The organism is Actinoplanes sp. ATCC 53533, assembly GCF_003947245.1.
The window spans coordinates 229,306-243,428 of sequence record NZ_QHHV01000010.1 but is presented as its reverse complement, the minus strand read 5'-3'; the positions used below and the strand labels follow the sequence as shown (position 1 = coordinate 243,428).

The following is a 14,123-nucleotide window of genomic DNA, read 5'->3' as shown; positions in this document are numbered from 1 at the left end:
CGGGAGATGTCTTACGTCTTCCTTAATTCCTGAACGATCCGGCCCGGAATTCCGTACCCATGTCGGATCACTCGGCCGCGGCGGCGCCCGCCGAGCGCAGGGCGCGAACCGCATGCCGCAACCGGTAGCCGAGCAGCGCCATGGTGGCCACCGCGGCCACCCCGGCGACCGCCAGGACCACCAGGTCGGCCCAGCCCGTCCGGGCCGCCAGCAACGCCACCGCGGCGACCGCGGCCGCGCCGAGGATCGCCGGGGCCACCCGCGAGCCCATCGAGGCCAGCGAGATCTCCGTCCGGCGCAGCTCGTAGAGATACAGCGGGAGCACCACCAGGAGGGCGACCCCGAACTGGGCGGCACCCGCGGCCCACAGCCCGGCCTGCTGACTGGCCAGGTAGAGCGTCGGCACGAGGGCGACGAACCAGATCACCTGCACCGTGAACACCACCCGGGTGCTGGCGATCACCACGAAGTAGTCGTAGAACAGCTCGAACAGGATGCGCAGGGCCGCCAGCGGGCCGAGCCACGCCAGCACCGTGGCCGCCGGCCCCCACACGTCGCCGTAGAGGAACCGGATCAGCGGCCCCGCCGCGCCGGCCAGGAGCAGGCAGGCGGGCAGCGAGATGGCCGCCAGCAGCCCGCCGGCCGACAGGAAGGCCGAGCGCATCGCCGGCCGGTCGTGCTGCAGCCGGGCCAGCGCGGCGGGCACCACCGCGCGTACCGGCTGGGAGAAGATCGTGATGGGCCAGTTGGCCAGGTTGAGCGCGAGCATGTAGTAGCCGAGCGCGGTGGGCCCGAGGACGGCGCCGACGACGATGCGGTCGACGTTGGTCGTGGCGAAGACGATGATGCTCGAACCGGCCAGCGGCAGCCCGAAGCGGAGCAGCGCCCGCGCCTTGCGCGGGTCGAAGCCGAGGCGCAGGCCCTGCGGCGCGAAGACGAAGAACAGGATCGCGCCGGCCAGCGAGCCGCTCAGCTGGCCGACCGCCAGGCTCATCGCCCCGGCGCCGGTCAGCGCCAGCCCGATCGACACCAGCGCGCTCACCCAGTTGGTGACCAGGTCGACGACGGTCTTGCGCTTCTGCCGGAAGGCACGCTGCAGCAGGCCGACCGGGGTCGCCACCATGCCGCTGACGATCACGCTGAGGGCCAGCACCCGGATGACCGGCACCGCGCTGGGGTCGCCGAGCGCCTGCGCGAAGGCCGGCGCGCCGAGGTAGCAGCCGGCGTACACCACCAGGCTGCACAGCACCGACAGGGTGGCCACCGTGGGGGCGATCTCCTCGGGATCGTCCGGCCACCGCACGATCGCCAGGCTCACGCCCAGCTCGTTGAAGCTCAGCACGGCCAGCAGCACCACGAGGGCGACGGCGAACGTGCCGAACGACTCCGGCCCCAGGATGCGGGCCAGCGCGATGCCGATGACCAGGGTGCTCAGCCGGCTGAGAATCGTGCTGGCCAGGCTCCAGCCCAGGGCCCGCGACGCCTTGTGGAACAAGCCGGGATCGGCCGGCGGGGCGGACGGATCCTGCACGGTCATCCGAGAATCCGCCGCACCCGTCGGCGAGCGCCCTCCGACAGCAGGTCGGCGACGGCCTTGTGGCCCGCGACGCGCGCGCCCTCGGTGAGCCGCCGGGTCGGGGTGACCGGGTGGGCGAGGGCGCGTTTGTACACCCCGTCGAGGGTCTGTGCGGCGGTCTTGAGGCTGAAGCGGTCGAGCACGAGCTTGCGGCCCCAGCGGCCCAGCTCGGCCCGCCGGCCCGGATCGTCGAGCAGCTCGCGCAGGTCCGCGGCGAGCGGGGCCGGGTCGACGTCGCCCGTGCCGACGCCGTAGAAGCCCTCCCGGAGGAAGTGCTCGACCGTCTCCGGCGTGGCACTGAGGAAGAAGCCCTTGATGCCGAGGACCACGAGCGGCTGGCCGAACGCCAGCGACCGCAGCGCGGAGCCGCCCATCCCGACCATGAGATCCGCGCCGGCGTACGCCGTCCGCGGATCCTCCATGGCGCCGGCCATGACCACCACGGGGCGGCCCGCGGCGGCGTTCACCCGGGCGGCCTCGGCCGCGACGTCGGCGTACGAGGGCCCGTCGCCGACCACCACGAAGCGCAACCGCGGGTCGTCGAGCAGCCCGACGGCGCGGACCGTGCGCAGGATGCCCTCGGCCTTCATGTCCGGCTCCAGCCGGGACACGACGACCAGCAGCACCTCGTCGTCGGCGATGCCGTGCCGGGCCCGGAACTCCCGCCCGTCGACCGCCGCCGGGTCGTCGGTGTCGGTGTTCACCGGCGGCTCGATGAGCGTGGGCCGGGCCCGGAACGCCGCCGCCTGGTCGACGATCTGCTGGGTGCCCACGACGATCTCGCCGTAGCGGGGCATCCACCGGGGCACCCGCATGCCGTAGATGGTGGTCACCACCGGCAGGCCCCGGCGCAGGTGCGTGCCGTAGAACGCGTCCAGCGCCACCGAGAATTCGTAGACGTGCAGCAGGTCGGCCCGGAACCCGCGGGCCGCCCGGGCGAGCGCCCGGGACAGCGCCGGGCGGGCGGGCATCGTCCGGGCCAGCCGTTCCGCCGGGTGCCGCTCGGCGATCAGCGGCAGCCCGGCGTCGCGGACCAGATCGGCGACCGGCCCGGGCCGGTCGGTGTAGTTACCGAACACCGCGACCTCGTGCCCGTAGTCGCGCATGCTGACGGCCAAATCCAAGGCGTTCAGCTGGCTGCCGCCGAGTTCCAGATGATGCAGGCCGACGATCAGTCGCACCCTGTCTCCCCCAGTCGATCGCGATCCGGCGGACGGTCCGCCGCAGTCGTTTGTGCGTCAGCTCGGCGCGAACACCAGGTCCACCCAGTAGTTGCCGCTCGAGGACGAGACCGGCATCGTCCCGCCCGTCCCGTAACGGTAGGTGGCTCCGGCCGCCGGCACCGTCAGGTCCGAGACTGTACGCGGGGCCGAAAGGCCGCCGCCGGTCACGGCGTAGCGTCCGACCTCGGTGTGGTACGACACCACGTACTGCTGCCCGGCGGTGACCGCTACCGGCTCCGAGAAGAGCGCTGTCTGCCAGCCGGACGCGGTCTCGTTGGCGAAGGTGACCGTCGCCAGCTGCGTGCCGCCCGCCGACCAGAGCGTGCCGGTGTGCGTCCCGGTGTTGGTCGGGCCCTTGTAGAACTTCACTCCGTAGACCATGCCGTCGACCGCCGGGGTGACCTTCATACCCAGCTCCACGGCGTCCGGGTCGTCCCAGTTCGCCGCGGCGGGGGTGTCCGCACCGGTGAACAATCCGTACGCGCCGACCGGGGGAGTGCCGGGCGTGGGTCCGGTGCCGTCGGCCACGAACAGCGGGTCGACCCAGTAGTTCGCCGAGTTGTACGACTGCGTCGGGAACCCGCCGGCGCCGTAACCGTACATGCCGTTGGCGCCGCTCGGTGCGCTCAGCGGCCCGTTGGTCCGGGTGCTGGCGAAGTAGCCGCCGTCGATGGCGTAGTTGCCGTTCGGCGCGTGGTACGACGCGACGTAGGTGGTGCCGGAGGTGGTGGTGACCGGGGTGGCGAAGTACGCGGTGCGCCAGCCCGTCTCGGTCGAGGAGGGCAGCGTGGTCGACTCGAGCTTCGCGCCGCCGGTGCTCCACAGGCTCACCTCGTGCGGACCGCTGTTGCCGGGCCCCTGGTAGAACCGGACTCCGACCACCCGGCCGGGCGTGTTCGCCTTGAACTTCAGGCCCAGTTCCACCGCGGCCGAGTCGTCCTGCGCCACCGTCGAGGGCACGGCGTCGGTGGGGAACAGCGAGTGCACCGTGCCGTCGATGGCGGTGTAGAACGACCACGTCGCGCCGCCCGGACGGCCCTGCGGGTCCGAGCCGGAGACGATTGCGGTGTAGGAGGTCCCCGGGGTCAGGGGCGCCGACGGGGTGAAGGTCGCCTTCTTGAGACCGCTGTCGTATGCCTCCGTGCCGGCGACCGTGCCGCTACCGTCGCTCCTGGCGAGGGTGAACTGCACCGACGACGGGTTGAGCGCCTTCGAGAACACCGCCGCCGGGGCGATGTCGGTCGGCACCGAGCCGGCGTCGTCGACCGGCGTCGTGGTGGTCACGGCCGGCGGCAGGTCGCCGCTGACCGCGAAGGTGACGTCGACGTAGTAGTTACCGGCGTTGAACGACTCGTTGGGGAAGCCGCCGGAGGAGCCGTAGCGGAAGACCCCGTTTCGGGCCTCGCTCGTCGAGCGCGGTGCGGTGAGCGGGCCGCTGGTCCAGTCGCGCGTGAACCACCAGTCGTCGGTCGCGTAGTTCCCGCTGGGCGCGAAGTACGAGGCGATGTAGGTGGTGCCCGCGTCGACCGCTACCGGGCTGGAGAACGTGAGCTTCTGCCAGCCGGACGCCGACTCGTCGCTGAAGGTCCCGGTGGCCAGGCGGGTGCCGCCGGTGGACCACAGCGAGCCGGTGTGCGTGCCGGAATTCCCGGTGCCCTTGTAGAAGCGCACGCCGGTGACGTAACCGTCGACGGCGGGCTTGAAGCGCACCCCCAGCTCGACGGCGCTGCCGTCCTCGACCGCCGGGTCGCTCGGCACCCGGTCGCCGAACAGAGTGTTCGGACCGGACAGCGCGAACACGCGGGTGGTCGGCGACTGACCCATGTTGACGCTGTCGTCGGTGGCCCGGACGCGCACCTCCTGGGTGCTCAGGCCGGCCGCGATGAACTTGTACGACCACGAGTTCGTGCCGGTGGCGGGGTGCCAGGTGGCGCCGTCGTCGGTCGACACCTCGACCCCGGCGACCCGGCCGCCGATGTCGGCGGCGGTGCCCTGCAGCGTCACCTCGGTGCCCCGAGCGACGGTGGCGCCGTCGGCCGGCGCGGTGATCGCGACGGTCGGGGCGGTGCCGTCGACGGACGCGGTGACGGCGGCGAGCCCGCTCATCAGGGTGGACGGCTGCACGCCCATGTCGGCGAACAGGTTTACCACGGCCTGCTGCATGCGGCTGTCGACGGGCGTCGTCTCGCCGTCGTGCACTTCGTCGAGACCCCAGGTGAACTGGATGGTGCCGGCGCCGAAGACCAGCGCACCGCTTTCGGCCCGGTAGAGCGTCAGGTGGTGGGTGGTCTGCCCCGGTGCCACCTTGATGCCGAAGTCGTCCTGCAGCCGCTGCCCGACGGCGCCGGTGGTGGTGGACAGGCGGATCATGCCCGGCGGCCGGAAGCCGTTGTCGGTGTCCTCGTCGGATTCGTACCCGACGGTGTGCGGCGACAGCTCGACCGACTGGCCGGACGGGATAGCGGTCAGGTTCGTCTGCCGCCAGAGCCGGTACTTGCCTTCCTCGGACTTGACGGTCAGCGGCAGGTCGCCATCGTTGACCATGAACATGGTGCCCATGAGCTGGTTCTCCGGCCGGCCGCCGTCGGCCGGCGGGCTGAACCGGGCGTCGCGCCAGGTGCCGGTCCACTCGCTGGACGGGTCGATCTTGGCGCTGGCCCAGGTCTCCTTGTAGGTGACCAGCGTCCGGTACGGAGTGTCCGTCCCGTCCGTGCTGGGCTCGTAGCGGGTCTTCCAGTAGACCGAGTTGCCGCCGAAGAAGCCCAGGTGGGTGCCGGAGTCCCGGGCGGCCTCGACGTGGGCCCGCTGGGCTTCGGACCAGTATTCGTCGTGGCCGACCGAGAGGAAGATGTTGTGGTTCTTGATGAGCTGGCCGCGGCGGTCGCTGTCGATGTCGGTGGTGTAGCTGACGTCGTAGCCGTTGCGCTCGAGGAACCGGATCATCGGGTATTCGGCCCCGAAGAGGAAGTCGCGCCGCTCGACGCTGTTGCGGTCGGCGAACGGCCGGTTGTAGCTCAGCTTGTACGCGCGCCCGTTGGCCCCGCCGGTGTAGAAGTCCGAGCCGCCGTACAGGTTGTAGGCGTGCCAGGTCGAGTCGGACGTCTGCAGCAGGACGTCGGAGGTGCTGCTGTCCTGCCGGACGATGAACGTGATGTGGCTGGAGCCGCCGGTGTCGGCGCGGTGCAGGCGGGCGAGGTAGACACCGGACACGGCGGTGGCCGGCACGTCCCACGAGGCGGAGACGTCCCAGTTGCCGCAGTCGTAGAGCTCCGTGGCCGTCTCGGTGATGCAGTCGGGCTGGGTCTGCGGCAGCGAGGCCGACGGGGTGACACTGGTGACCTTGCGAGCGCCGTCGCCGCCGTAGTAGCCGAGCCGGTAGATGTCGACGGTGTACGCGGCCGCGTCAGTCTTGATCTTGAAGTCGACGCGCTGGCCGGCGTTCACGCTGATATCGGTCGAGAAGCCCTGGAGGGCGGCGTCGCCGCTGCCGTCGATGTCCCACACCGACTTCGGCGTGCCCTCCTTGGTGTTCTCGCAGACGATGGCGTTGACCACCGGGTCGCACGGATCGGCCGAGGCCGCGAGCGGCGCCACCAGGACGCCGGCGGCCACCGCGGTCGCGATCACCGCGATACCGCCCACCAGGCGGCGTATGGGCCGGCTTCGCCGGTCCCGGGTCGTGCCGGCCACGTACAACGCCTTCAGCATGGTCAAGACGTCTGCCCCCTTTGGACTGTGCGGCCTGTATTGTCCACCTCGGCGCGCTCGCGAATTCAGCGGGAGCGTAGCGCCGGGTGGCGGGGCCACGGACCGCAGCTTCGGCCAGTTTCTGTGTACGACCGGCCAGGCCGGGCCGCCGGTCGCGGCGCGCCGTCGACCGGGTCGCTCAGCCGGGCAGCGACTCGACTGATCTTGGCGTGTCCGGCCTCGCCGGTCCGCAGCCGGGCGGGCGTTGTCGTGCTCCGTGCGCCGGCCGGGAAGAATGCGCGGAATGTCAGCTCGCGCTGCGGGCTGTGGCCGTTCTGATGGTCCGGGCCGGGTGGGTGAAGCGCCACAACGTGCCGCACATGCCGACGAACAGCGCCAGCGTGATGGTGAACGTCGTGTAGTACAGCGAGTCGAACGTGCCGCCGACCACGACGGCGACCACCTGCGCCGAGATCAGTGCGACGCAGAGGTGCCTGTCCTCCTCGCGGCGCGAGCGGCGCAGCGCGATGGAGGCGAGGGTGATCGCGGCCACGTGCAGCAGCAGCAACGCGACCACTCCGATGATCCCGCCGGACACCAGGGTGTAGAGCCACTGGTTGTCGAGGATGGTGTCGCGCACCGGGTCGGCCAGCAGCGTCCGGGGCCCCCGGCCCAGCCAGGGCCGCTGGTTGAAGAAGTGTTCGACCAGGGCGTAGTCGTTGGTCCGCCCCTCGATGCTCGGGTCGACCCCGACGTTGAGGAACATCGCCTTGATGGTGCCCAGCACGCCCGGCTTGATCATCATGATCGCCACCACTGCGCTGACGCCCAGGTACATGAAGGTGTAGCGCAGCCGCCACGACCAGATCGGCACCATGATCAGCAGGGCCAGGGCGAGCGCCACGATGCCGGTCCGGGAGATGGACATCGGGTTGGCGATGGCCAGCAGGAACGCGCACCCCGCGGCCGCTATCCGCTGCGACTTCTTCGCCGCGAAGCGGGCCACGTGGATGGCGAACGGCACCATCATCGCCACCACCGCGCTGAACTCGATGTAGTGCGTGGTGGTGCCGGCGACCCGGAACTGTCCCTCGTCGCCGCGCAGGCCGAAGCCCGCGAGCCCGCCCTTGACCTCCAGCCCGGGGATCACCAGGTATTGCGAGACGTCCATCTTCAGGGTCGCCTGGGCGATGCCCACCACCGCCATGAACCCGCCGCAATACACCATGACGCGCAGCAGCCGGTTGAGCCTGTCCCAGTTCTGGACGCCGTCCGCGACGATGAGCGCCGCGCCGAGGAACTCGGCGAGCTGGAGCATCGCGAAATTCTGGGCGTTGGCCTCCTGGGTGGGCAGGCCGCGCAGCAGTCCGGCGATATAGGACAACAGGTTGGCGACCAGATAGCAGCCGAGGAACCAGCGGATCGGTTGCGGGCCCACCATGAGCAACCGCGGGCTGAGCCGGGCGAGGCACCACCACGCGAACATCAGCAGGGCGAGCAGGAGAGCCGGCCGTCCCGCGTAGGTCAGGTTGGGCACGATCAGCGTCCCCGGCAGGACGTAGAGCAGCACCACCGTGATGGTGAGCACGGTGACGACGTCGAGCGGGGCCCGGTATCGCCGCGAGCTGTAGATGTGCCTGTCTAGCAGCGACGGTTCAAGGTCGACCGGGTGTGAGACGGTGTCGGAACTCAATGGTAGTCGGCCTTTTCGTCCCGCTTCCACCGCGTGGGAGTGATCGGCAGGACGATCGTGGCGTCGATGGGCGCCTGCTCCGGCTCGATGGTGGGAACCTGCTTCGAGCGGTATTCCGTGCCGTCGGAGGCCCGGGAGCGCTGCGGCGCGCCGTTGCCCTGCCGGGCCGCGGGCTGCTCGGGCGCCCCGTTGGCGCGCTCGCCGCGGCCGCCGGGGCGGTGTGGCGTGACGACCTGGGTCGATTCGAAACTGGCCTTGGGCGGCGCGGCCTCATCGCGCTTCTCCGGATGGACGGAGCCGATGGCCGGGCCGTCTCCGGCGCCGTCGTCGTCATCGCCGCGGCGGCGGGACGCCCGGAAGCGGAGCAGCGCGTCGAGACCGATCGTGAAGCCGGCCGTCAGCAGCAGGCCGAGGCCCGCCGCCACCACCATCACGCGCATCGTCTTGGAGTTCTTGACCTCGACCTCGCTGCCGTCGTCGAGCTTCAGCGTGGTGATGGTCTCGGTCTTGGCCACCCGCAGCGTCTGCTGACGCTCCTGGACGGCCGCGGCGATGGCATCCATCACCCGCTGCACGCTGGCCGTCGCCTGGGCGGACGACGTGCCCACCGCCTCGATCTCGAACAGCGGCACCTGCTCCATGGTGACCGTGATGTTGTCGGTGAGCCCGTCGGCGACCATCTGCTCGAGCACCGACTTCTTGTTCACGTCGATCATCGTGGCGTTGCCCAGCGCCTCGTACCCCAGGTCGAACCAGGGGTTCTTGATCGGATTCTTCTCGCCGTCGCTGGCGGTGGTGCCGGCCGGTGGAATGAGCTGGATGTGGCCCTTGGCGCTGTAATCCGGCTCGACCGTCACGCTGGCCACCGCGACGAGCGCGAGAGTGACCAGCAACATGGGCAGCGAGAAATACCAACGCCGAAAGAGCAGCTTGGTCATGTCCCAGAGGTCCACACGTTCCCCTTGCCCTTACCGAATGTCTGTACGTACGAAGGCCCGTCCCGGCGGCGTCTGGTCGGGTGGAAACCCGCAGTGCGCCGCCGGACGTGGCCAGTGTCCCCAGGGATGCCTGGCCTTGGCAACCGACGATCTTCGCCATCGACGGGTTGGGTCTGAGAATAGAGTAAGTTTCGCTCACCGAACGCATCAGCCGATGTCAGCATTAAGACGTGTGCCGCGGTACCAACGGAGGTTGTCATCCGCCGTACGGCCCCGGAAAGGTTGCGGGCGGCCGACACCGGCCATCTTGTAGTACCTCATGTCGCTCAGAAGGGGGCATTCGTGGCGTCGCCGCGCAGGGCAGAGCTGGAACCCCAAGCGAAACAGGGCGAATCGTCCTGGTTGGCGGGGCGTGAGTCCACGATGGTCGGGGCTGTCCGGGATGCGGTGCTGTCATGAGCAATGCCATAGTGCGGCCGGTCCGCGACGCTGTGCAACGGGCGGTCGGCAGCCGGGACCTCCGCCGGCGCACCCCGCCGGCGATCCGGCATGATCCGGGCGCATCGGGCGCGAACACCATCTACTACCTCAGCCCGGACGACAATTCGCCGGCCGGTGGCATCCGCAACCTCTACCGGCACGTCGACCTGCTCAACGAGGCCGGCGTCGAGGCGGCGGTGCTGCACGCCCGGCCCGGCTTCCGGGTCGACTGGTTCGCCAACCGCACCCGGGTGGTCGCGGCCCGGGAGGTGACCCTCGGGCGGAGCGACCTCCTCGTGGTCCCGGAGTTCTACGGTCCCGGGCTGGGTGCCCTGCCGCCGGGGTGCCGGAAGGTCGTCTTCAACCAGAACGCCTACCACACCTTCGCCCGGGTGCCCTTCGCGACGACCGTGCCCGGCGCGCCCTACGCCGGGGTGGGCGGTGTCGAGGCGCTGCTGACGGTGTCGCAGGACAACGCCGCCCTGTTGCGGTATGCCTTTCCCGACATCGCCGTGCACATCGCCCGGGTGGTGGTCGACGAACGCGTGTTCCACCCCGCCGACGGCCCGGCCGGCCGGCGCATCGGCTACATGCCCCGCCGCCGGGCGGACGAGCAGGAGCAGTTGCTCCACCTGCTGCGGGGACGGGGCTGCCTCGACGGCTGGGAGCTGGTCGCCATCGACGGGCTCACCGAGGCGCAGACCGCCGAGGCGCTGCGCGGCTGCGCGGTCTTCCTCAGCTTCAGCGAGCGCGAGGGCTTCGGCCTGCCGCCCGCCGAGGCGATGGCCAGCGGCGCCTACGTCGTGGGCTTCACCGGGCTGGCCGGCCGTGACTACTTCGACCCCGGCTTCTGCACGCCGGTCGCCGAGGCCGACCTGCTGGCCTTCGCCGTCGCCGTGGAGCAGGTCCTGGAGCAGCACCGCAAGGACCCGGAAGTGCTGGCCACCGCGGGCCGGGCGGCGGCCAAACAGATTCTGGCGCACTACCACGAGGCCGGGCTGCGGGCCGATCTCCTGGAGTTCTTCTCCGCACTGCGGTAGCGCTGCCGCCCGCTGCTGCGGTAGCCCTGCCTGCTGCCTGCTGCCGCTGCGTAGCCCTGCCGCTGCCGCTGCGTAGCCCTGCCCGCTGCGGCGGTGGCCGCGGCCCCTTGTGGACGTCCACTGTGCCCCGCGCCGGTGGGTCCCCTGCCGCCGGGCTCGCCGGTGTCGCCAAGCCGACAACTCCGCACTACGCCTGCGATGTCGCGGCAACAAGCGTGATACCGACCATAAGGGTCAATGTCCCTGCGAATTACCGGGTATTCTCTGCGGAGCCGATAAGACGCACTAATCGGGCATTACATCCGAAACTTGATCAAGATGCTCGTCTAGTTGAAACGGATGACTGGATCCCGCCCGGACAGCCGGTTGCTCCGCGCTCTCCTGATCCAGCACTGTTTCCTCCGAGTCGAAGCGAGCCAGGGGGAGACGGACCAGACGATGGCGAGAAATCCGCATGTCACCATTCTTATTGCCAACCTGCCGGCCGAACGCGACCGCCGGGTCATCCGCGAATGCCTTACGCTGGAGGCGAAGGGCTTCGACGTGACGGTCATCGCGCCGCGCGGCGACCGGAGTCTGCGCACGCTGCCGGGCAGCCGGAACACTCGGCTCAAGCCCTATCCGGTCGTGGTTTATGGTGGCGGTGTATTCTCGTTCGCGTTTGAATTCGGCTGGTCTTTCCTGTGCATCGCCATTCGTCTTATCGGCGAGGTATTCGCTGGTCGGGCCCATGCCGTCCAGGTCTGCAATCCGCCGGACGTCTATTGGCCGCTGGCGCTGCTGCTGCGCGCGATCGGCCGGCCCTGGGTGTTCGACCACCACGATCTGTGCCCGGAGGTTTACGCGGCGCGGGTCGGCACCCCCAACAAATGGGTCTTCCGCACCCTTTCGGTGCTTGAGTGGCTGACGCTGCGCACCGCCACCGAGGTGGTGGCCACGAATCAGTCCTTCAAGGACAACGCGGCCCGGCGCGGGGTGAACCCGGACAAGGTGACGGTGGTCCGCAACGGCCCGGCGACCGCCGAGATCGCGGCGACCGGCGACGACGACGGCGTCGAGCCCGCGGACGGCGTGCACAAGGTCGTCTACCTCGGCGTGTTCGGGCCGCAGGACAACGTCGAGGGCGCGGTCCTGGCCGCCGAGGAGCTGACCCGCCGCCGCGGCCGCACCGGCTGGCGGATGATCCTGGCCGGCGACGGCGAGAGCATGCCCGCGCTGCGGAAGCTGGCCACCGAGCGGGGGCTCGACGACGTCGTGACGTTCACCGGCTGGCTCGACGGCGCGGCGGTCGACGAGATCCTGCGCGAGGCGACCGTCGCCATCCAGCCGGATCTGCCCACCCGGATGAACCACCTGTCGACGATGGCGAAGACCGTCGAGTACGTCGGCCGGGGCGTTCCGGTCGTCGCGGCCGACCTGACCGAGACCCGAGCCACCCTCGGCGAGGCCGGTGCCTACGTGCCCAACGGCACCCCGGCCGAGTTCGCGGAGGCGATCGACGCCCTGCTCGACGACCCGGACCGGCGCCGGCAGATGCGCAAGCTGGGCCGCGAACGGTTCCTGAGCCTGCTGTCCTGGGAGCACCAGGCCGGCGCGTACGCCGCGGTGTTCCAGCGGCTGCTGGCCCGGCGGCTGCCCGCCGCGTCCGTCCGCATCCCGGCGCCCCGCTCCGGCGCCCACGACAGCACGACCACGGCGGACAAGTGATGACGAGCGTCGTCATCGCGGCCCACAACGAGGCCGCGGTCATCGGGCGCTGCCTGGACGCCCTGCTGGGCGAGGCCGCGCCCGGCGAGTTCGACGTCACGGTCGTCGCCAACGGCTGCACCGACGACACCGCCGCCGTGGCTGCCCGTCCCGGCGTACGGGTGGTGGAGCTGGCGACCGCCGGCAAGGCGGCGGCGCTCAACGCGGGCGACGCGGCCTCGGTGGGCTTTCCCCGGGTCTATCTGGACGCCGACATCGTCCTGACCACCGCGGCGGTCCGCTCGCTGGCCGAGGCTCTCGGCGGCGCCGCCCGCGCGGCGACCGTGGGCCGTCAGCTCGACCTCACCGGGCGGCCGCTGCTGGTCCGGGCCTATTTCGCGGTGCACGGCCGGCTGCCGGTCTTCCGCGACGGGTTGTTCGGCCGGGGCGTCGTGGCGCTGTCCGAGGCCGGGCGGGCGCGCTTCGACCGCTTCCCCGAACTTGTGGCCGACGACCTCTTCCTCGACTCCCTGTTCACCCAGGCGGAGAAGCGGCACGTCACGTCGTACGCCGCCCGGGTCGCCACCCCCCGGCGCACCGGCGACCTGGTGCGCCGGCTGGTCCGGGTGCGGGGCGGCAACGCCGCGATGCGCGCGGCGTCGGCGAACGGAGAGGTGGCTGCCCCGGTACGCTCGGCGGCACGGATGTCCTGGCTGCGGGACGTGGTGCTGCCACGGCCCTGGCTGGCGCCGGCCGCGGTGTGTTACGTGGCGATCACGGTCGCGGCGGCCGTCGCCGCCCGGCGGGCGGCCGACGGCGGCGCCGCGTGGGGACGCGACGAGTCCTCCCGGCAGCCGGGCGCGGAGACCACAACGGACACCGAACCAGCGACGAGGCGATAGGTGGCAATGCGTAACGAGACGGTCATCAACATCTGTTTCCACGGCATCGGCACGCCGGAGCGCGAGCTGGAGCCGGGCGAGGACCGCTACTGGATCAGTGAGGATCTGTTCCTCGCGGTCCTCGACGAGGTCCGCACCTGGCCCGCCGTCCGGCTCAGCTTCGACGACGGCAACGCCTCGGACATCGAGCTGGGCCTGCCCGCGCTGCGCGAGCGTGAGCTGACCGCCGACTTCTTCGTGCTGGCCGCCCGGTTCGACGCGCCGGGCAGCCTGAGCGAGCAGGCGGTGCGGAAGCTGCACGGCGAGGGCATGCGGATCGGCAGCCACGGCATGTGGCACCGGCCGTGGCGGGGGATGGACCTGGCGACCACCGAGTCCGAGCTGGTGACGGCCCGCGATCGGATCGCGGCGGTCGTCGGCGCCGAGGTGGAGACCGCCGCCTGCCCGCTCGGCCGGTACGACCGGCAGCTGCTCGGCCGGATGCGCCGGCTCGGCTACACCCGGGTGTTCACCAGCGACCGCCGGCGCGCCCGCGCGGGTTCCTGGCTGCAGCCGCGATACAGCGTGCGGCGCGACGACACCCCGGAATCGCTGCGCGCCGAGGCGCTCGGCGGGCCGGGCACGCTGGGCCGGCTGAAGCTGGAAGCGGTCGGCGTCGTCAAACGCCTCCGCTGACCGGCTCGATCCCTTTTGTGCACTGTGCGCGGTCGCCTGACTGTCCAATCTGGTGGCAGGGCCGCGAAGTGGCCGAATGGATTGAACGGTGCGCTGATCGGCGATGCGAAGAGCCCGGGTCGGGCGGCGCCGCGTCCCCCGACGGGATCGAATAGCCCCGCCGGCCGTGCCGAGCGGCGCTGGTGTCGGTTCGCGGACAGTTCCGTCCCATAGCCTGCCCGCA

General features: G+C 71.0%; 9 protein-coding genes. 4 read left to right on the top strand and 5 right to left on the bottom strand.

Annotated features, from left to right (window positions below; all coding sequences use genetic code 11):
* Window positions 1-67 precede the first annotated feature (67 nt).
* From DMB66_RS04200 to DMB66_RS04180, 5 genes are all read right to left on the bottom strand, one after another.
* A complete protein-coding gene (locus DMB66_RS04200; RefSeq protein ID WP_125802646.1) occupies window positions 68-1,537 on the bottom strand; it encodes a lipopolysaccharide biosynthesis protein in 1,470 nt (489 codons plus the stop codon).
* Window positions 1,534-2,757 (bottom strand): glycosyltransferase family 4 protein, encoded by a 1,224-nt coding sequence (locus DMB66_RS04195; RefSeq protein WP_125802645.1) that lies wholly within the window; start codon window positions 2,755-2,757, stop codon window positions 1,534-1,536. Before DMB66_RS04195 ends, DMB66_RS04200 begins: the two co-directional genes overlap by 4 nt.
* Before the next feature lie 57 nt (window positions 2,758-2,814).
* The gene (locus tag DMB66_RS04190; protein ID WP_233624295.1) at window positions 2,815-6,507 is read right to left on the bottom strand and encodes a DUF4082 domain-containing protein; all 3,693 of its coding nucleotides are present in this window, start codon (window positions 6,505-6,507) and stop codon (window positions 2,815-2,817) included.
* 286 nt (window positions 6,508-6,793) lie between these two features.
* Window positions 6,794-8,179 (bottom strand): O-antigen ligase, encoded by a 1,386-nt coding sequence (locus DMB66_RS04185; protein WP_125802644.1) that lies wholly within the window; start codon window positions 8,177-8,179, stop codon window positions 6,794-6,796.
* Window positions 8,176-9,132, bottom strand: coding sequence for a hypothetical protein (locus DMB66_RS04180; RefSeq protein WP_125802643.1), 957 nt, complete (start codon window positions 9,130-9,132; stop codon window positions 8,176-8,178). Before DMB66_RS04180 ends, DMB66_RS04185 begins: the two co-directional genes overlap by 4 nt.
* 440 nt (window positions 9,133-9,572) lie before the next feature.
* Between DMB66_RS04180 and DMB66_RS04175 the strand changes: the two genes are divergently transcribed.
* The 4 genes from DMB66_RS04175 (at window position 9,573) to DMB66_RS04160 (ending at window position 13,900) form a co-directional block, all read left to right on the top strand.
* Window positions 9,573-10,637, top strand: a complete 1,065-nt coding sequence (locus DMB66_RS04175; RefSeq protein ID WP_125802642.1) for a glycosyltransferase — start codon at window positions 9,573-9,575, stop codon at window positions 10,635-10,637.
* Between the two features lie 438 nt (window positions 10,638-11,075).
* Window positions 11,076-12,344, top strand: coding sequence for a glycosyltransferase family 4 protein (locus tag DMB66_RS04170; protein WP_125802641.1), 1,269 nt, complete (start codon window positions 11,076-11,078; stop codon window positions 12,342-12,344).
* On the top strand, window positions 12,344-13,225 hold the full coding sequence (locus tag DMB66_RS04165; protein WP_125802640.1) for a glycosyltransferase: 882 nt from the start codon (window positions 12,344-12,346) through the stop codon (window positions 13,223-13,225). Before DMB66_RS04170 ends, DMB66_RS04165 begins: the two co-directional genes overlap by 1 nt.
* A gap of 6 nt (window positions 13,226-13,231) precedes the next feature.
* Window positions 13,232-13,900, top strand: coding sequence for a polysaccharide deacetylase family protein (locus DMB66_RS04160; protein WP_125802700.1), 669 nt, complete (start codon window positions 13,232-13,234; stop codon window positions 13,898-13,900).
* Window positions 13,901-14,123: the final 223 nt, after the last annotated feature.